We start from the raw sequence: 18,985 nt of genomic DNA, 5'->3' as shown, positions 1-18,985 counted from the left end.
TTCGGTACAGTTAATTATTAACCTTGACTACCTTACCATAGATAAGGTAGTCAAGTCAATGTTTTAATTACGTTTAATTAAAATGAAGCTTGGTCAACGTGAACACCAGGACCAAATGTTGTAGTCACTGAAATGTTTTTGATATATTGACCTTTTGCAGCTGATGGTTTAGCTTTCACTAACACATCGTTAATTGTTTTGAAGTTTTCAACTAATTTGTCATCTTCAAATGAAACTTTACCGATTGGCACGTGCACGTTACCAGCTTTGTCAACACGGTAAGTAACTTTACCGGCTTTTACTTCGTTAACAGCTTTTGTAACGTCCATTGTAACTGTACCAGTTTTAGGGTTAGGCATTAAACCTTTAGGGCCTAAAACACGACCTAATTTACCGACAGTAGCCATCATATCTGGTGTTGCCACAACTACGTCAAAGTCAAACCATCCACCTTGGATTTTTTGAACCATGTCGTCGTCGCCAACAAAGTCAGCGCCTGCTGCTTCTGCTTCTTTAGCTTTTTCGCCTTTAGCAAAAACTAAAACAGTTTGTGTTTTACCAGTACCGTTTGGTAATACAACAGCACCACGGATTTGTTGATCCGCTTTTTTAGGGTCAACATTTAATTTGTATGCAACTTCAACCGTTGCGTCGAATTTTGCGATATTTGTTTCTTTTGCCAAAGCAACAGCTTCTTCAACAGAGTAAGCTTTAGTTGCGTCAACTTTTTTTAATGCTTCTTGCATTTTTTTGCTCTTTTTAGCCATTTTGTTTCCTCCTTGATGTGGTTATAACGGTAGAACCTCCCACGTGTCTCGTATTTTTCAATAGCGAGTAAACTGAGAAGCTACTTCCTCAGGGTGTAGAATTATTCTACAGTGATCCCCATGCTTCGTGCAGTACCTTCGACCATGCGCATAGCAGCTTCTACATCAGCAGCGTTTAGGTCAGCCATTTTAGTTTCAGCGATTTCTTTAACTTGATCACGCGTAACTTTTGCAACTTTAGTTTTGTTTGGTTCGCCTGAACCTTTTTCAACACCGGCAGCTTTTTTCAATAATACTGCAGCTGGTGGTGTTTTTGTGACGAATGTAAATGAACGGTCTTCATATACAGAGATCACAACTGGAATGATTAAACCTGCTTGATCAGCAGTACGGGCGTTAAATTCTTTTGTGAAGCCCATGATGTTGATACCCGCTTGACCTAGCGCAGGACCTACTGGTGGAGCTGGTGTTGCTTTACCTGCAGGAATTTGCAATTTAACGATTTTTTCAACTTTCTTTGCCACGAGACATACCTCCTTGAGTCCGTGATGTGGTTAATTGGAGATGCATATTTCTCCTCCCACGTACTTGTGCTGCTACTAAATAGTAAAAACACAATTAAAAATGCGTGCCTCAAAATAAGCGTGAGTTTACGCACACTGAAATATTATAGCAAAATTCGCAAAAATTGCAACAAGAAAAGTTTAACAAACCTGCTTTACTCTCTTGCAATAAGACAAAAGTTTGATAAATTGCTCTTCTAATTTCGCGAGCTTTTGACTTATTGGCTTTGAGAGTTGGGTTGGTAAACTAGACAACAAGAAAAGTTTAACAAACCTGCTTTACTCTCTTGCAATAAGACAGAAGCTTGATAAATTGCGCTTCCAATTTCGAAAGCTTTTGACTTATTGGTTTTGAAAGTTGAGTTGGTAAACTAGAGAATCTAGAAGGTCCTCTAGTTCTGATTAGTTAATTCGCTGGCTGCTTCTTGATCTAAAATTAGCGTTAAATTCGGGTGTAATTGTAAAATTGAAGATGGGATATCTTCTGTTACTTCACCAAAAAATGCTTTTTTGACGATTGCTGCTTTTTTCTTACCGTTAGCAAACATGACTAAGTGTTTTGCCGCCATTACGCTTTTTGGTCCCATCGTGTAAAACTCATTGGGAACTTTACTTAAATTGCCATCAACTTCTGCGGCCAATGACTCTCTGGCTTCATCGGCATCAGAAATATCCACAGCATATGTCTCAGAGCCAAATTTTGTCCAACCAGGCATATTTCCACAAAAATGGCCATCTGCACCAATACCCATTAAAATTAGATCCAAGCCACCAGCTTCCTTTAGACGCGCATCTTGTGTTTGCCAATTTGTTTCATCTAATGGATGCAACTGCTCTTTTTTGATATTAGCTGGTCCAAAGTACAGGTCATTTAAATTGCGCATGGTAATGCCATAACCTTGGCTACCGACAATTGGAATTTCGTCAAAATTATAATAATGAACATTTTCAAAATAAGGGCGCCCTTTTACTTGAGGCACCATGATCTCGTATAGTCGTTTGGGTGTATTGCCCGCAGTAATCGCCAAATTAACACGACGACTTTCACTCATTAAACCTAGTAAAATATTGGCGGCTACTTGGCTCATAGCTTCATAATCTTTTTCAACAATTAGTTTCATTAATATCGCTCCTCTATTTTTGAAAACGTTTTATAAAATAATTATATCGTAAAAGAATGCTTTCGTGTAAATATATTGTGGTATCTGATTTTTTTTGCTATTATTGCGCAGTTGAATTGAATTAAAATTTCAAAAAACTTATCTTTTTTATAAGAAAAACAAGCTTAAAAACTGTTATTTTTGTGTTAGACTACAAGTGCATAAAACGAAACGAGGTGCCTTCAATGGAACAGCTGAAATATCGCAGCGTTTTCGACATTATCGGACCTGTCATGGTCGGCCCTAGCAGTTCTCATACTGCCGGTGCGGCTCGAATTGGGAAAGTTATTCGCAGTATTTTTGGCGAGCAGCCAGATAGTGTTGATATTTATTTATATGAATCGTTTGCCAAAACTTATCGCGGTCACGGAACAGACATCGCATTAGTTGGTGGTTTGTTGGGGATGGAGCCAGATGATACCCGTTTGGCAGACTCTTTAAAAATCGCTTACGAAAATGGCATGGAAGTATACTTCATTCCTAAAAGTGAAAAGGCGGAACATCCCAACTCAGTCAAAATGGTCCTGCATAAAGGTGAGCGAACATTATCTGTAACCGGCAAATCAATTGGCGGTGGCAATATTCAAATTTCCGAGTTAAATGGTTTTAAAATTTCTTTATCTATGGGAACACCAACCTTTATTACAGTTCATCAAGATGTGCCAGGCATGATTGCTAAAGTTACCAATATCTTATCAAAACGCGGGGCAAATATCGGTACCATGACTGTCACGCGGGAGTCAAAAGGTGAAAAAGCGATTATGATTATTGAAGTTGATGAGCCCCAACCAGGTATTTGTGAGCAGTTAAAAGCTTTGGATCACATGTATACTGTTAATTATTTTGATTAAGGAGCATTATCTGATGTTTTATACAATTGCAGATTTAGTAGAACAAGCTAAAAATTATCCTTCTGTTGCAGATTTAATGATTGCTACTGAAATAGCTGTCACAGGACGAAAAAAAGAACAGATTATCGCATTAATGGAACGTAACTTAACCGTTATGGAAAATTCCGTTGCCGAAGGTGTTGCGGGAGTTACTTCTGTTACAGGTTTAACTGGCGGTGATGCTAAAAAGATGGATGATTACTTAAACAGTGGAAATTTTTTAAGTGGTGATACAATTTTAACGGCTGTCAGAAACGGCATCGCCGTCAACGAGGTCAATGCCAAAATGGGCTTAATCTGCGCTACCCCTACTGCTGGTAGTGCCGGGGTCGTAGCTGGGGTTTTACTGGCGGTACGTGAGCGTTTAAATTTAAGTCACAAAGAACAAGTGGACTTTCTTTTTACTGCTGGCGCATTTGGTTTAGTGATTGCCAATAACGCTTCGATTTCTGGAGCTGAAGGTGGTTGCCAGGCAGAAATCGGGTCTGCTAGTGCAATGGCCGCCGCGGCTTTAGTTTGTGCTAACGGAGGCAGTGCCCATCAAGCAGCCCAAGCAGTGGCGATTACTTTAAAAAATATGATGGGTTTAATTTGTGATCCAGTTGCTGGTTTAGTCGAGGTGCCTTGTGTGAAGCGTAATGCATTAGGTTCTTCTCAAGCTTTTATTTCCGCTGATATGGCCTTAGCCGGAATTGAAAGTGTCATCCCACCAGATGAAGTGGTAGTTGCAATGTATCAAGTCGGACGTCAAATGCCTTCTATCTTTAAAGAAACAGCAGAAGGCGGTTTAGCCATGACCCCTACGGCCCAACGATTGCAAAAAGAAATTTTTGCCAAACAAGAATAAATGAGTAACGGTTCTTCTTATAGTTAGACTAAAAAAAGCATTATGAAAGCAGACGCCTTCATAATGCTTTTTGTTAAGCCGATTCTTGTAAGTCGCGACGATTATAACCAATAAATCCAACTATAAATAAACCACAACTAATTAAGCTAATCACAACAAAACGGGTAAAATCAAAATCTGCTACAGGCAGCTGTGGCAACCATTTTAAAGCAGAAGTATTACTAAACCAATCTGGTAAATCTAAAATACCACCAAAATAACTTAGCGCAAAGGAATAACCCAGATATGCGTAAATAACTTTGCTAATTTTTGGTGCAAAGCCTAAACATAATGCCGCTAAACTAGCAAAGAACAAGACGACTGGTAATAAATTAAAACCAGCTTCAAAAAATTCTTGTATCGGCATTGTTGCATTTTCTTTCATAACGCTAACTGCTGTTGCTCCTAGACAAGCTGAACTAATGAAAACCCCAGCCACACCACTGATTATAGCTAATAAAACACTATTACCATAAAGTTTTAAACGAGAAACTTTAGTCGAAAACAACTGACTCATACGCCCACTGCTTTCTTCGGTGAATAATTTGTTTAAAATCGCAACAGGTAAAATCACCACTAACGCTACCATCACCATCATGATCGTGCCAGTAAAGGATTCAGCTAAACTTCCACCCGTATGCACAAACATTTGTTTTATTAATTCATTACCTTCCATGAAGCTTTGCATATCCTGATAAACAGAACCATAAGCTGCTCCCATCACTGCAAAACCAACAAGCCAACTGATGATCATGCCAGCATTAATACGCCAATACCAACCTGGTATAGACAAAAGTGCTCTGCTAGCATTTTTGCGCCCTTCTTTTTCTGGTAAAAAGCCTGCATTATAATCTCGTTTTCCTTCTAAATAGAAGCTACATAACATTATGATCAGACTAAAAATCAAGCCAATTATCAGATAAGACCAACTATTCTTCGTAAATGGGTACGTAAGATACGTCCAGGAAAGAGGATTTAATTTTGATAAATCACCATTACTGATATCCGTTACAGCCCGCACCATGTACAACAGACCAATAAATCCGAGGCTGGCGCCTGTTGCACCTGCTGATGAAGGCATAATTTGTGCGAATAACAATCCAATCACAGCACCCAATATACCGGCTAATGCTACTGATGCCCCAAACAATAAACTTCCTTTTAGATCGATACTTGTAGCATGAAATGATGCCATTAAAATACCGATAAATAATCCCAAGACAACATTAATTAGAAAAGTTTCAAGTAAAACAGCTAGCGAATTGGCTTGTCGTCCGACACGAAATGAACGAATTAATTCTGTTAAACCTTGTTCTTCTTCTTTTCTAGTATGACTAATAACATGTAAAGCGGCCACTACCATAGCAAATAAACCGCAAAACAGCAGCATTTCATTGGCATACATTGCACCAATCGTATATGCTTTTGCATCAGAGACGGGTGTTGTGCCAATCATCGCAATCATGGCTGGATTTTGCATCGTGTGATACATTCCCACTAACCCTTGTCCTTTTGAAAGTTCTTCAAAGGCGGAGACAAAGCCACCGCTAAATAACCCTAAACCCAGTAACCAAACAACAATTTTCTTCCAATCGCGTTTTAGAAATTGAAAAAATAATAAATTCCATTGTGAAAATTTCTCTGCCATTGCTGCCATCACCCTTCATAATGTCTGATAAACAAATCTTCCAGTGTCGGCGGTACAACTTCAAATTTTTCAACTTCAAATTTTGCTACCGCGGCTAAAATAGTATTTAACGCTTTATTATCGATCGCAAATTTTACTTCTGTTCCTTTTTGACTGAAATCGTAAACACCAGTAACATCAGCTAAACTTGCCACATCGCCTTTTGCAACGAGTGAAACCGTAGAACGCGTCAAATGTCGCAATTCTTGGAGTGTGCCGGTTTCTACTATTTTGCCTTCACGAATAATAACAACTTTATCTGCTAAGCGCTCTACTTCACTTAAAATATGAGAAGATAATAAAATAGATTTACCAGCATTTTTTATTTTTTCTACCTCATCTTGGAAAACAGCCTCCATTAGGGGGTCTAAACCAGATGTTGGTTCATCTAAAATATAAAGATCGGAATCAACCGACAACGCAGCAATCAACCCGACCTTTTGCCTGTTCCCTTTTGAATAGCTTTTGGCCTTCTTTCGTGGATCTAATTCAAATTTTTGAATTAATTCATCTCGCTTTTGTAAACTACCGCCTCCATGCAACTTCATAAATAAGTCGATAATTTCCCCACCGGTTAAATTTCCCCACAAGGCGACATCCCCTGGAACGTAGGATAGTCGTTTATGAATTTCGATACTATCTTGCCAAGCATCTTTGCCAAATACTTGAACATGGCCCGCATCTTTTTTTAAGATGCCCAAAATCGTTCGAATCGTTGTCGATTTTCCAGCACCATTGGGGCCAATGAATCCCACCACTTCTCCTGGAGCAACCGCAAAACTTACATCCTTTAATGCTTGAAACTTCCCAAAACTTTTTTGCAAGTTATTGATTTCAATTAACTGCGTCATTTTTAAGTCTCCCTTTTTCCAAAAAAATATTTTTGAACTATTTACTTAATACGAGTTCAATATTATGCATCTCAGTTGAAAATGTCAATCAAAAACCCCCTACTTTTGAACTTATTTTTAATTTGCAGTTTAAAATTATTTTACTATAATATAAGTAGTAATGGATTAAAAAGGAGGCACAAAATTGAACGGTTTTGAAAAAAGAAGTGCCCAAAAAAAGCACGCCATCTTAAAAGCAGCAGCGGAAATAATGAATGGACCCGAAGGAAGCAAGGCTCTAACCATTGATAAAGTAACTGCTGCAACCAATATTTCAAAAGCTACGATTTTTAAATATTTTCAATCCAAGGATAATTTAATTAAAATGGTGTTTAAAAACTTTATGGCCGAAATGGCTTATGACGCAGAAAAAACTTTGCAAGAAAAAAGATCTTTTCCAGATACTTTTACCGCCTTAACACAGCTAAAAATCAACCGCTTAGACCATGTTAGTCAACAATTTTATCTTGATCTTATGGCTTATTATTCGCAAACAGAAGATAAAGAATTAGCTGAATTCATGAACGGCTATGCAAAAAAAAGCAATGAAACACTCCTCACCTTATTTCAACAAGGACGAAAAGAAGGATTTATTGATCCGAAGTATACCGATGAATTTCTCTTTATTTACACTGAATCAATGATCGCAGGCATTGCCGAACCAGCAATTTATACTCGTGCATTGCCTTACATTGCAGAGTGGAGCGAAGTTTTACTAAAAGGCTTAGCACCGGAAAAATAAACGAGCCAATCACGCCTTGTGCGCCGTGATTGGCTCGTTTATTTCCTTCACTATCTTCACTATAAAGAAGAGATACATTTTTCAAAAGATAAATAGTGATTTGACCGCTTAGCACTGTCTGGCTTTACGCACTAGCCCTCTAAGAAATAAGGCGAAATTTCAAGAAATTTGAGCAACAATTTCTGGCAATTCCACGCTTATTTTTCGAGCGCTGACCAAGTCCGAAAAGCTTTTCTGGTTGTCTGGCTTTGCGCACTAGCCCTCTAAGAAATAAGGTGAAATTTCAAGAAATTTGAGAAACAATTTCTGGCAATTCCACGCTTATTTTTCGAGCGCTGACCAAGTCCGAAAAGCTTTTCTGGTTGTCTGGCTTTGCAAGTCAGCTCTTTGGCCATAAGAAGTCTGAAACTTTTTTATCGACTTCCTTATTTTCGTGCAGTTGACTATGCTGTGCGTTGGGACCATAAAAAATTTGGGTTGTCACGCTGTTGGTTTGTTTTAGTAAGGCATTCACTGCTAGAGCACTCGTAGTTGGGACCATTTCATCATTAAACGTATTTTCATCTAACTGTCCAGCTAAAAGTAAAATTTTCGTATTTTTAGCTAAATTGGCTGCTAATTTTTGGTAATCTTGGTAACGACTAGAAACTTCAGTAGGCCCATTTTTTAATAAGTCGGCCATATCTTGATTGCTACTAGTGTCTAAAAAATCATTGAAAGGTGCACCAATCGCCACAAATTTTAAAATTTCAGGCTGTGACGGATCGTCAGGATAACTCATCATATACCGCAATCCTGAAACGCCACCCATCGAATGTCCTACCAAATTGACCGATTCAACCCCCATTTTTTTTAAATCAGCCAAACAATTATACAACCATTCAGATTGTGACCATTCCGTATTTTTATTATCTTGAAAGATGACTTGAATCATCGGATTATCTTTTTTACCACTCAGTGTCCCTGTTGTTGTGATTGAACCTTCTTTAGAGACGGTCATAATCAACTCTTTTTTGGCTAAGTTACTTGTTTCTAGACGTTGCAACATACCACCGAAAGAATTTTTAGTACCGCTATAACCGTGGATAAATAGCGTGGGTACCGCACTTTTTTTAAGGATTACACTCGTCTTTGGTTGTATTTGCGCTTTAGCAGTAGGATTGGCTTTTTTTTCATTTCCACCACAGCCAGCCAAAGCCAACAATAAAATAAGCACTGTGAGTATCTTCTTCATGTCTTCACTTCCTTTCGCCTAATTATACGCTACAATAACCTGCTGACGAAAATTATAGCTATTTTTAAGGAATTCTTTGCCTATCCCATTGTGCTTCTCGTCTAAAAAAAAAGACCCCCGTAAAAAACACGGGAGTCAGACTTTGTATTCAATTTATGCTTCAAAAGGGTGAATCGTTACTCCTTTAACAACCCGGTTAACCGTGCCAGTAGGAGACGGTGTATCTGGTGTATTCCCAACTTTAATAGAGGCTAACAGCGAAACTGTTTGGGCTACAATTAAAAATGGCAACGCTGCGTATCCGTCTGGTAATTTCACATCACTTGTTTCAAAAACAAAGTTATCACCACTAAAGTTTGATTCTGCTGCCTTTTGAGTAATTCCTAAAACAGATGGCGCAATTTTATCTGCATGCACCTCTTCTAAAATATCAACATCGTATTGACGCGTATATTCATCGTTGTTCACAAAAACAAACATAATTGTTTTATCATTAATAAATGATTTTGGACCATGACGAAATCCCATTGAAGAATCAAAGATCGTAGCCATTTTCCCAGCAGTTAATTCCAATACTTTCAAGGAAGCTTCCCGGGTTAAACCAGATAGACTGCCAGAACCAAGATAGACGATACGTTCAAAGTCTAAATCGATAATTTTTTGTACCTCAGCTTCTCTAGCGATTGCTTCATTGCCTAAGGTCGTCATTGCATTGACGTAATCTTCTTTTTGAGTGAAGTCGTTACTTTCATCAAAGACTAATAATGCGCTTAGCGCCATACAAGAAAAACTTCCAGTCATAGCAAAACCTTGGTCATTGGCACGAGCGGGCATCATTAATAATAAATTGTGGGCATCATCGGTAGCCGCTTTTGCCAATTGTCCTTCTGGAGCACAAGTAATGGTAATATGACGTAAATTTTTCACGAATTTATTGGCCACATCCACAGCGGCCACACTTTCTGGTGAATTTCCACTGCGGGCAAATGATACTAAAATAGTCCAATCATCTGGATGTAAATATTCAGCCGGAGAAGCCACGATATCAGTTGTCCCGATACTTTCAAAGATAAATTTACGGTTATCTCCTACTTTACTTAAATAAGGTTTTACTGTATCGCCTACATATTGAGAAGTCCCCGCACCAGTGAAAACAACGCGGATTTTACCATGTGCGGCATCTTTTACTTCTGATAAAAAATTGTTAATTCTTTTTTGATTTTCTTTATAATAAGAAAATGCTTCTTGCCATAATTCTGGTTGTTGCTTAATTTCACGGGTGGTAATTTCTGCTCCCATTTTAGTTAATTCTGCTGCTGTCAGTTGAAACATTGTAATCCTCCTTTAATTTACAAACGTGATCTTATTTGCTCTTTAATTGCCATTGTGATGTACGATTTTATAGCGAAAGTGATCCGCACGGGCAACACTATAGGTGAACTCGATTATTTCATTGGCTTGATTATAAGTTTTGCGCATTAAAGTCAACACCGGCGCTCCTTCTCTAATATCTAAAAAAGGCGCATCTTTTGGTCGTGCAATATTGGCAAATAGCTCTTCTTCGGCTACTTTGACAATCTCATTATAATCTTCGCGAAAAATATCGTATAAGGCTTTTTGATCTAAATCTTCTTTGGTTAAGGATAAAAATTTATTTAGCGGTAAATAGGTGCGTTCTAGCATTAATGGTTCGCCATCAGCACTTCTGAGACGCTTCATTTTTATTAATTTCGTTCCTAATTTGACATTAAATTTCGTAGCTAAAAATTTGTTGGCTTCGATTGTTTCAAAATCCAAAACTCTCGTTTCTGGATGTCGCCCCAAAGATTTCATTTGCTCGGTAAAACTATACATACTCTGCAAATTGAAACTGGACTCTTTTAAGTCAGATACAAAAGTTCCTTTGCCGTGTTGCCGATAAATATAGCCAATTTTTTCTAACTCTTGTAATGCCAAGCGAACCGTTGTGCGACTTAAACCATACACATCTGATAATTCCCGTTCAGAAGGTAGCATCATATTGGCTTCGTATTCATTTTCAATTTTTTCTTTTAATAATTCGACTAATTGATCGTACAAAGGTTGTTTTTTTGCTCGGGTCATATGACACCTCCTCTAACTGGTTACTACCACAGTATGAGTTTATCTTCTAAGGCCTATAAAGTCAATAGAAATAGTAAATAAAACGCTTTATTTTAAAACTTTATCTAGACCACCACCTAAAAAAATACCACTTATCAACTACGGATAAGTGGTATAATCTGTCAAAGTTTTTTTAAGGCCAAATATTAGGCCAAATACCAAAGCCTGAGCCTACTAAACCAATTACCAATAGTAACAAGATACATTTCAATGGTGTCCAGCCACGTTTTGATAATAAGAAGTATAAAAGTAAAGTCATAGCTAATGGAATCATTTGTGGTAAAATACCGTCTAAGATTTTTTGAATATCAATCGTAACCGGAGTTGTTTCATTACGGTTGAAGGTTACTTCAAAATCCCCTGAAGGCAATTTAACTACGCCTAAGGCTTTTTCACCTTCAGCTGCCGCTTGCACTTCTTCTGTCAATTTACCACTGTCATCTTTTTTGAAGATATATTCATCATATTTGTGTTCTTCCCCAGCAGGGACAACTGTTGTTACAGAATGAACAGCATTTGTTTCACCGTTTGGAATTTGAACGTTTACTTTTGTAGCACCGTAAACACAAGTTAGTGAACCTACGACGAAGATACCTAAAATACTTGCTGCCCGCGTAAATTCTTTGGCATTTTCGGTTAAGACACCAATAGCATCTGTTCCTAGTTTATAAGACCAGTTCATCAAGAAGAAACGTAACGCAAATTGGGCAATATTGAAAACAAGTAAGAAAATAAATGGTGCGGCGATATTACCACTGATAGCCATGTTTGAAGTAATACCAGCAGTAATCGGTACTAAGGTAAACCAGAATAAGGCATCCCCAATCCCACCTAAAGGTCCCATCGCAGCGACACGAACGGCACGAATTGTTGGAATATCTGCTTTATTTTGTTCTAGTGATAAAACAATCCCCATAACAAAAGTTACTAAAAATGGATGGGTGTTGAAAAATTCAAGGTTGTGACTCATGGAAGCTGCCAAGTCATCTTTGTTTTTATGAATTTTTTTCAAGCCTGGTAAAATACCATATAACCAGCCACCTGCTTGCATCCGTTCATAGTTAAAAGATGCTTGTAAGAACAATGAACGCCAAACCATTTTATTTAACGTTTTCTTATCCAGTGTTTCGCCGACTGATTGATCTTGATACGTATCTGGAATATTATATGCCATCTTCGTCACCTCCGAAGTCATTTGCATTGGCTGTTGCTGTTTTGAATTTAGATTGGATTTGGTAATCCCAGAAGGCTAACGCAAAACCGATAAATGCCAAGATAATCAAGGCTGGACCTGATAGACTTGGAGCTGCCATTACGATTGTTGCTAGACCAAAGCCCATAAAGTAAAAGCCCCACATATCGCGCGAAACCATAACTTTTAATAAAATTGCAAAACCGACATAACGCATCATACCGCCGGCAGCTGATAAACCTTTCATTAACCATTCAGGAATGGCACTAACGACTTGTTCACCAAAAGTTGCACCACCGATAAAGAATAAGACAACGATTAAACCAAAGATAGCACCAATTGCAGCCATCGCTAAATAGTTAATGCGGTCAATTCCTTTTGTGTTGGCTTCGTGAGCGTAGTTATCTGCAACAGACATCACTGGTGACATTGCAGAGAAAATTAAAGTAACTGCATATTGACCTAATAAAGAAAATGGAATTGCTGTTGCAACAGCTGCAGTTGGTTCTAATTTCAATGTAATCGATAAAATAGCGGCCATAATCCCACCGATAACGGCGTTAGGCGGCTGTGCTCCCCCAACGGGCATATTGCCGATGGTCATTAATTGATACGTACCACCAACGATTAAACCTGTTTGTAAATCCCCTAAAATAAGACCAATTACCATACCCGTAACAATTGGTTGATATAATGATTCCAAGAAACTGAATTGGTCAATTGCAGCGACAAACGTCACGATAAAGACCAATAAAATCTGAATGAAATTATAATCCATTCTTAAACTCCCTCCTTAAGCACAAGCTTAGTTGAATAGTTTGCTACTGTCTTCTACTGCTGTAGTTGGTACGCGGCGTATTTCAAGTTCCACCCCTAAATCTTGCAATTTTTTAAAGGCTGCAACGTCTGCATCATCCACAGCTACCGTTGTCGCAACTTGGCGTTTTCCTTCTGCCATATGCATGTTTCCAATATTCAATTTTTTAATTGGCACTCCTCCTTCAACTAATTTCAAAACGTCTTCAGGATTTTCCGCAATAATGAAGATCTTTTGTTTTGGTGATGCTTTGTGGATGATATCGATCGTCTTTTGGATCGAGAAATACCGTGTTTGAACTCCAGTTGGCGCAGCCATATCCATTAATCCTTGGCGCACTTTGTCTCCTGCTACTTTATCGTTGGCTACTAAAATCAAATTAGCTCCTAAAGTACCATTCCATTGTGTTGCTACTTGTCCGTGAATTAAACGATTATCAATACGTGTTAATAAAATATTTGGTTCTGACATGAGAATTCCCCCTAAATTAAATGTTTTTTATTTAACGATTTCTGAAATTGCGTACCGAGAAACTTCAATAATAGTTCCTGACTTGACTTCAATATCCACTGTTTCCTTCTTTTGATTAATAACTTTCACAGTGCCATAAAGCCCATTTGCAAACTTCACTTGTTGTCCTGGCGCAAGAGATTGATGTAATTTTTTGAAATGCTCTTTTTGTGACTTCATGCCACGGGCGCCCACAAAATAATAAATAATAGCAAAAGCGATTACAAAAATTAATACCACAATCGAAGCACCCAGAATACTGTTCCAAATGCTCATAATTAAATTCCTTCTTCCCCGAATTCCTCGTCTTCTTTAATAACCAGCTTGGGATGAACGACACCGGTTTGTCCGGCTGTTATTGCTTGTTGTGTTAATTGTTCTAAGTCTGTATTGGCATAACGCAAACCAATTGTTTCAATAAGCATGGGTAAATTGGCACCTGCAATAACTTCTACTGCATCAAAATCTTGTGCTGCAATCATTGCAGTTTTAAAAGGTGAACCTCCCAATAAATCGCTAAAGATTAAAACACCTTCACAGGTTTGATCTAATTGTTTTACCGCTTGTTTCATTTTTTCTTCAAAATCATCGACATTTTGACCATCCTCAAAGGCAATTACATCAAAAAAATCTTGTTCTCCGGCAATCATTGTTAATGCCCCGTAAACTCCCGGCGCAAACGAACCGTGACCAGTTAATATACAACCAATCATCTTATCCCCTCCTTGAATCTTTTGTTACTCTATCTGGTAGTAACCACAGACCAATTATAAAAGCGCTAACATTATCTGTCAAGAAAAAGTTTAACAAATAAAATAGCACGCTTAATCAGAAAAATCCTGTTTTTTTAAAGTAATTTCAACTAAAAAAGAACTAACAGCTTCATTTATTTAGAACAGTAAAGGAAATACATAACTGGTTGTAACCTGATAATTTTTTTAATAATTAGCACAATATATCTAAAAAAATTATACTTGTCTTATAAGCTTGTATTTTTCAAGATCAACAAAAAAATACCTAAGTCCAAAATGTATACTGCCAATTTACACTTTGCAGTATGCCAGGCAATTAGCCTGAACATTTCTTTCTTAGGTATTTTTATAAAAATGTAAGACAAGTTTATTACAACCTATTTTATAGGCTATCTACTTGTTCAAAATCTAATTCCGTACTTGTTTCGCGGCCGAACATATCAATGTTGACTTTTAGTTTTTGTTTTTCTTCATCAATTTCAGCAACTTGCCCTTCCAAACCAGCAAATGCACCTTCAATGATTTTAACTGTATCACCAACGTTGACTTCTAAATCACTAGTTCTTGTACTCATACCGATGGAGCGTAAGATATGATTGATTTCTTCTTGTAATAAAGGCGCAGGTTTACTACCAGCACCGTGTGAGCCGACAAAACCGGTAACACCAGGCGTATTCCGCACTACATACCACGATTCATCTGTCATGACCATTTCCACTAAAACATAACCTGGAAAAGTTTTATGAACGACTTCTTTTTCTTTACCGTTCTTTAGCTCTTTTTCAGTTTCTTCTGGGACGACAACGCGAAAAATAAAATCTCCCATACCCATACTTTGCGCCCGTGATTCAATGTTTGCTTTAACTTTGTTTTCATAACCAGAATACGTGTGCAGCACATACCAGTTTCTTTCAAATGATTCCATTTGTTTGGCTCCTTTTGTCTAAAATAAAAAAACCTCAGTTACCCGAAGTTTTTCTTCTTGGCTATTATAGCATTTTTTGTATTATTCAGCTAGTTAATTTATTTTAAAATCCAGCCGAAGACACTCTTAATCACAGTGTCCATCACAAAAAACATTGCAGCAAAAATCAAAGATGTTTCAATGACAACCAATGTATCTTTGCGTAACTGAGCTTTGGTGGGCCATGTTACATTTTTCATTTCGTCTATTACACTACGTAAAAATTTCATGCCTGCTGCCTCCTATTTGGTTTCTCGATGCAATGTATATTGATTGCAATATTTACAAAATTTATTAATCTCCAAACGTTCGCCTTTTTTCCCTTCACTCACTGATTTAGTGTAGTTACGAGATCCGCAAACGGAGCAGGCTAAAGCGGCTTTTTTCGCACCCATCTTTATGGCCTCCTTCAAATTTATCACACTTTTAAAATTACCCGAGTTTCGGTTAATTTCTTCACAAAAGTACACTTTAACTTAGCATGTTTTTTTCGGACTGTCAATGAAGGTAGTCGGTTATGTCTTTTTATAGAGAATATGATATGATTAATTTGTTAAATTGGAGACAATGGAGGGTTTGTTATGTTACTTAAAACCATGGTGTATAAAAAAAGAGATTTGACTACGGTCAAAGAAACAGCAACACTGGCTGAAGCATTGGAAATTCTAGAAGATTCTGGTTTCCGCTGTGTACCGATTCTAGATGAAAGTGAAAAAATTTTCCGCGGCAACATTTATAAAATGCACATTTACCGCCACAAAGCTAACGGCGGTGATATGAATTTACCTGTTACTCATTTATTGAAAAATGCAACAAAATTTATTTATGTAAATTCTTCTTTCTTTAAAGTATTCTTTACGATTAAAGAACTTCCTTATATTGCGGTTTTAAATGAAAATAATGAATTTTATGGTATTTTAACTCATAGTTCCTTATTAAATATGTTATCCCAATCGTGGAGTATTGATCAGGGAAGTTACGTTTTAACAATTGCCTCAACAGGTAAACAAGGTGATTTAGCTGCTATTAGTAAAATCATCGCAAAATACAGTAGCATCGCCAGCTGTATTACCTTAGATATCGGTAAAGATGAATTTATTCGTCGCACATTAATTACACTGCCAGCCAAAACTGACAAAGCGTTGTGCGATAAAATTATTAGTCATTTAGAAAGTAAGAATTTCAAAGTTGTTGAAGTTGAAGATCTAACTCTTTCAGAATAAAAAAATCATAGCTGATTTTTGAAAATATGGGCTAAGGTCTTGGCTATTTACTGATTAAAATTAAAACAGAAGCTAAAAAAATGGACTTGGCAAAAAATTGCTAAGTCCATTTATGCTATACGTTTAAAATTGTTTATCAAAATTCACGCTATTATTTAACCAGTACATCAATGGTGCGGAAATACTCATAATAATCAGTTCACTTAAAGCTGTAGTGAAGTACGTTGGCCAAAATGGTAAATTAGCCGTAATCATTAGCATGATAGCAATTAAGAACATACTAAAAGTGAAAAAGGCAATATTTAGACCTAACAACACTTTTTTGTCTTTGACTTTATTTTGTAAAAAGCTCGTGAGACTTAAAGCCAATAGCGTCTGCGCGCCACCAAAGAGCACATCTAAAATACCATAACCAAATAAGGCATTATAAATGACGACGCCTAAAAAGACTCCCCACAAATATTTACGATTAAAAACAACTAAATGATTCAAACTTTCTGAGACCCGAAATTGAATAGGTCCCGCAGAAAAGGGCGTAATAAGCGAAAGGGCGACATATAAAGCCGCAACAATTGCATTTACCGCCAAAACTTTAACATTACTGCTACGTTTACTCATTTGCACAAATTATTCCTTCTTTCTCCGAGTTTTGATGACGCGGGATGGTTGATGAACCGCGGGAGGTTAACTGGCTTTTTTAAGTTTTTTGATGTCTTGATCCATTTTAACTACAGCAGCTATCTTTTTACTAGTTCTTTGTTTTTTACTAGCAATGAAATAAACACAAAAAAATAGACTATAAATGCTTAACGCCATAATCTGACAGCTGACAAAAAATAAATTGGCCTCTTTGGTGTAAGTTAAACCTAACAAATTTTCACAACCCCATTGTAGTAAAAATAAGACTGCTGAAAATCCAACTAAATGATAATATTTCATCGTTTTCCTCCCCTGTGGAGTATAGCAAAATTAACGCTAAAAGAAAACACGAGTTATCAGATAAAAGCAAAAAAAATTGTAACCCCCGTTGTAAACGCTTGCAAAAAGTGCTCGTATATGGTATAAAATAAGTGTAAGGGGTCATAGGAATTCCCAGTAACGTAGACGATGTAGGTTCTACAAAACGAAGAATTGTTATGAGACTTAAAAAAATTGTTAAAGGATGTGGGAATTTGAGTTACTCCTTACTAATTGAATAGGTCTAGTGAGTTTATCATTTATTAAGTGGACATCAGAACCTTAATAAAAAGGACAAAAAGGCAACAAGAAGAGTAACACGTTACAAAAAAACTCACTAGATCTTTTTTTGTGTGCTTTTTTCTTTTCCCTCCTCTATTTTTTCTGTTAAAATATGGAGCATTAAGTGTAAAAGAGGAGCAAACATTGTGAAATTCCATTACATACTCTTGATTAATCAGGTTTCAGGCAACGGCAATGGAAAGAAAACCGGTGCGATTATTCAAAATTTATTAGATGAACAAAAAATGAGTTACGAAAGTTATTATACCGAATATGCAGGTCATGAAGCTGAATTAGCCAAAGAACTTGCTAATTCTAAACTAATTGGTTGGACTGGGGAAATAAAAGCAGATTATGCAGATAAACTTTATCCTTTGCTGGTCGTAATTGGTGGTGATGGCACTTTACACCAAGTTTTAAATCAATTTTACCGGATGGACAAAGAAATTCCCGTCAGCTATATCCCGGGTGGCTCTGGCAATGACTTTGCGCGGGGAATAAACTTACCAAAAGATCCCCAAAAAGCCTTTTGGGCAATTCAGCGGGCAAAAGAGCCACAAATTATTAACACGTTGACTTATGAAGAAAAAATTCAAACGGAAACAGGGCTGGCAATTAACAATATCGGTATTGGTTTGGATGCAGCAATTGTGGCGGCTACGAATGATTCCATGACTAAAAAAACGTTAAACAAATATAATCTTGGTTCCTTTGCTTATATCGCCTCTATTGTCAAAGTTTTATTTACACAAAAGGGCTTCCCTATTTTACTTGAGGTCAACGGTGAAGAGTTTACGTTTAAAAAAGCATTTTTATGTACTACGACCAATCATCCCTATTTTGGTGGCGGCGTGGCGATTGCGCCCATGGCAAAAGCTACTGTCTCAGATATTGACTTGGTTGTAGTAGAAAGAATTTCGATGATTAAAATTTTCGGGTTGATTATTCGTCTGATTACCAACAAACTAACAACATCAAAACATTACCACCATTTTACCGGACATAAACTTAGAATTGTCTCCACTGTTCCAGAATACGGTCAAGCAGATGGTGAAGTAATGGGCTTGCGCCCTTTTGATATCACCTTTTCCACCCGGCCACAATTAATTTGGTATTATCCAGAATAAATAAAGAAGACTTCGTCAATTCCCATAGCTTTTGCAAATAAGAGCAACATATTGCTAAATTGCTACTCAAATTTAAAAATTTCTACTTATTACCACTGCACGTAGCGTATTAGTTATAACATTTTACCTGTATATTTTGACTGCAACGTATATTTTGGTGAAATTTTTACTGATAATTTACAAAAAGACTTAAATGATTT

At 37.2% G+C, this 18,985-nt stretch carries 23 protein-coding genes and 1 other annotated feature (1 of these 24 cut by a window edge); of the genes, 5 read left to right on the top strand and 18 right to left on the bottom strand.

The window, feature by feature from the left end; translation table 11 throughout:
- Nucleotides 1–23: a sequence feature (ribosomal protein L10 leader region), on the bottom strand (it extends 109 nt beyond the left edge of the window).
- Between the two features lie 54 nt (nucleotides 24–77).
- From rplA to JZO76_RS01645, 3 genes are all read right to left on the bottom strand, one after another.
- On the bottom strand, nucleotides 78–767 hold the full coding sequence (gene rplA / locus JZO76_RS01655; protein WP_206902441.1) for a 50S ribosomal protein L1: 690 nt from the start codon (nucleotides 765–767) through the stop codon (nucleotides 78–80).
- Between the two features lie 101 nt (nucleotides 768–868).
- Nucleotides 869–1,291, bottom strand: a complete 423-nt coding sequence (gene rplK / locus JZO76_RS01650; RefSeq protein ID WP_173103535.1) for a 50S ribosomal protein L11 — start codon at nucleotides 1,289–1,291, stop codon at nucleotides 869–871.
- Nucleotides 1,292–1,722: 431 nt separating this feature from the next.
- On the bottom strand, nucleotides 1,723–2,451 hold the full coding sequence (locus tag JZO76_RS01645) for a glucosamine-6-phosphate deaminase (RefSeq protein ID WP_206902440.1): 729 nt from the start codon (nucleotides 2,449–2,451) through the stop codon (nucleotides 1,723–1,725).
- A gap of 224 nt (nucleotides 2,452–2,675) precedes the next feature.
- Between JZO76_RS01645 and sdaAB the strand changes: the two genes are divergently transcribed.
- The gene (gene sdaAB, locus JZO76_RS01640; RefSeq protein ID WP_206902439.1) at nucleotides 2,676–3,341 is read left to right on the top strand and encodes an L-serine ammonia-lyase, iron-sulfur-dependent subunit beta; all 666 of its coding nucleotides are present in this window, start codon (nucleotides 2,676–2,678) and stop codon (nucleotides 3,339–3,341) included.
- Between the two features lie 13 nt (nucleotides 3,342–3,354).
- The gene (sdaAA, locus tag JZO76_RS01635) at nucleotides 3,355–4,227 is read left to right on the top strand and encodes an L-serine ammonia-lyase, iron-sulfur-dependent, subunit alpha (protein ID WP_206902438.1); all 873 of its coding nucleotides are present in this window, start codon (nucleotides 3,355–3,357) and stop codon (nucleotides 4,225–4,227) included.
- 73 nt (nucleotides 4,228–4,300) lie between these two features.
- On the opposite strand, the gene JZO76_RS01630 is transcribed toward sdaAA, so the two are convergent.
- Entirely contained in the window at nucleotides 4,301–5,914 is a 1,614-nt protein-coding gene (locus tag JZO76_RS01630; RefSeq protein ID WP_206902437.1) for an ABC transporter permease, read from the bottom strand.
- An 8-nt stretch (nucleotides 5,915–5,922) separates the two neighbouring features.
- Nucleotides 5,923–6,804, bottom strand: a complete 882-nt coding sequence (locus JZO76_RS01625; RefSeq protein ID WP_206902436.1) for an ABC transporter ATP-binding protein — start codon at nucleotides 6,802–6,804, stop codon at nucleotides 5,923–5,925.
- A gap of 184 nt (nucleotides 6,805–6,988) precedes the next feature.
- On the opposite strand from JZO76_RS01625, the gene JZO76_RS01620 reads away from it, so the two are divergent.
- Complete coding sequence (locus JZO76_RS01620; RefSeq protein WP_206902435.1) at nucleotides 6,989–7,585, top strand: TetR/AcrR family transcriptional regulator; 597 nt, start codon at nucleotides 6,989–6,991, stop codon at nucleotides 7,583–7,585.
- A gap of 379 nt (nucleotides 7,586–7,964) precedes the next feature.
- Here JZO76_RS01620 and JZO76_RS01615 read toward each other — a convergent pair whose 3' ends face one another.
- The 11 genes from JZO76_RS01615 to rpmG form a co-directional block, all read right to left on the bottom strand.
- The gene (locus tag JZO76_RS01615) at nucleotides 7,965–8,819 is read right to left on the bottom strand and encodes an alpha/beta fold hydrolase (protein WP_206902434.1); all 855 of its coding nucleotides are present in this window, start codon (nucleotides 8,817–8,819) and stop codon (nucleotides 7,965–7,967) included.
- A 153-nt stretch (nucleotides 8,820–8,972) separates the two neighbouring features.
- On the bottom strand, nucleotides 8,973–10,151 hold the full coding sequence (locus tag JZO76_RS01610; protein WP_206902433.1) for an SIS domain-containing protein: 1,179 nt from the start codon (nucleotides 10,149–10,151) through the stop codon (nucleotides 8,973–8,975).
- Between the two features lie 42 nt (nucleotides 10,152–10,193).
- Nucleotides 10,194–10,922 carry a GntR family transcriptional regulator gene (locus JZO76_RS01605; protein WP_206902432.1) on the bottom strand — a complete coding sequence of 243 codons (729 nt, stop codon included), beginning with the start codon at nucleotides 10,920–10,922 and terminating at the stop codon, nucleotides 10,194–10,196.
- A gap of 172 nt (nucleotides 10,923–11,094) precedes the next feature.
- On the bottom strand, nucleotides 11,095–12,135 hold the full coding sequence (locus tag JZO76_RS01600; RefSeq protein WP_206902431.1) for a PTS system mannose/fructose/sorbose family transporter subunit IID: 1,041 nt from the start codon (nucleotides 12,133–12,135) through the stop codon (nucleotides 11,095–11,097).
- On the bottom strand, nucleotides 12,125–12,931 hold the full coding sequence (locus JZO76_RS01595) for a PTS mannose/fructose/sorbose/N-acetylgalactosamine transporter subunit IIC (RefSeq protein WP_206902430.1): 807 nt from the start codon (nucleotides 12,929–12,931) through the stop codon (nucleotides 12,125–12,127). Before JZO76_RS01595 ends, JZO76_RS01600 begins: the two co-directional genes overlap by 11 nt.
- Nucleotides 12,932–12,958: 27 nt before the next feature.
- Complete coding sequence (agaV, locus tag JZO76_RS01590) at nucleotides 12,959–13,441, bottom strand: PTS N-acetylgalactosamine transporter subunit IIB (protein ID WP_206902429.1); 483 nt, start codon at nucleotides 13,439–13,441, stop codon at nucleotides 12,959–12,961.
- Between the two features lie 27 nt (nucleotides 13,442–13,468).
- Nucleotides 13,469–13,756, bottom strand: a complete 288-nt coding sequence (yajC, locus tag JZO76_RS01585) for a preprotein translocase subunit YajC (RefSeq protein ID WP_206902428.1) — start codon at nucleotides 13,754–13,756, stop codon at nucleotides 13,469–13,471.
- 2 nt (nucleotides 13,757–13,758) lie between these two features.
- On the bottom strand, nucleotides 13,759–14,193 hold the full coding sequence (locus JZO76_RS01580) for a PTS sugar transporter subunit IIA (protein ID WP_206902427.1): 435 nt from the start codon (nucleotides 14,191–14,193) through the stop codon (nucleotides 13,759–13,761).
- Between the two features lie 421 nt (nucleotides 14,194–14,614).
- Nucleotides 14,615–15,157 (bottom strand): transcription termination/antitermination protein NusG, encoded by a 543-nt coding sequence (gene nusG / locus JZO76_RS01575; protein ID WP_173103550.1) that lies wholly within the window; start codon nucleotides 15,155–15,157, stop codon nucleotides 14,615–14,617.
- Nucleotides 15,158–15,255: 98 nt separating this feature from the next.
- Complete coding sequence (gene secE / locus JZO76_RS01570; protein WP_206902426.1) at nucleotides 15,256–15,426, bottom strand: preprotein translocase subunit SecE; 171 nt, start codon at nucleotides 15,424–15,426, stop codon at nucleotides 15,256–15,258.
- 12 nt (nucleotides 15,427–15,438) lie between these two features.
- Nucleotides 15,439–15,591, bottom strand: coding sequence for a 50S ribosomal protein L33 (gene rpmG / locus JZO76_RS01565; protein WP_016171295.1), 153 nt, complete (start codon nucleotides 15,589–15,591; stop codon nucleotides 15,439–15,441).
- 186 nt (nucleotides 15,592–15,777) lie between these two features.
- Between rpmG and cbpA the strand changes: the two genes are divergently transcribed.
- Nucleotides 15,778–16,419, top strand: coding sequence for a cyclic di-AMP binding protein CbpA (gene cbpA / locus JZO76_RS01560; RefSeq protein ID WP_206902425.1), 642 nt, complete (start codon nucleotides 15,778–15,780; stop codon nucleotides 16,417–16,419).
- A 123-nt stretch (nucleotides 16,420–16,542) separates the two neighbouring features.
- Here the strand turns inward: cbpA and JZO76_RS01555 are convergent, their stop codons facing one another.
- A complete protein-coding gene (locus JZO76_RS01555) occupies nucleotides 16,543–17,043 on the bottom strand; it encodes a QueT transporter family protein (protein WP_396139697.1) in 501 nt (166 codons plus the stop codon).
- Nucleotides 17,044–17,103: 60 nt separating this feature from the next.
- Nucleotides 17,104–17,358 carry a hypothetical protein gene (locus JZO76_RS01550; protein ID WP_206902424.1) on the bottom strand — a complete coding sequence of 85 codons (255 nt, stop codon included), beginning with the start codon at nucleotides 17,356–17,358 and terminating at the stop codon, nucleotides 17,104–17,106.
- Nucleotides 17,359–17,804: 446 nt separating this feature from the next.
- Between JZO76_RS01550 and JZO76_RS01545 the strand changes: the two genes are divergently transcribed.
- The gene (locus tag JZO76_RS01545) at nucleotides 17,805–18,785 is read left to right on the top strand and encodes a diacylglycerol kinase family protein (protein WP_206902423.1); all 981 of its coding nucleotides are present in this window, start codon (nucleotides 17,805–17,807) and stop codon (nucleotides 18,783–18,785) included.
- The last annotated feature ends 200 nt before the right edge of the window (nucleotides 18,786–18,985 follow it).

This window comes from Candidatus Enterococcus myersii (genome assembly GCF_017316025.1).
In the GTDB taxonomy this organism is placed as follows: Bacteria; Bacillota; Bacilli; order Lactobacillales; family Enterococcaceae; genus Enterococcus_C; species Enterococcus_C montenegrensis.
This window is presented reverse-complemented; position numbering and strand designations above follow the sequence as displayed.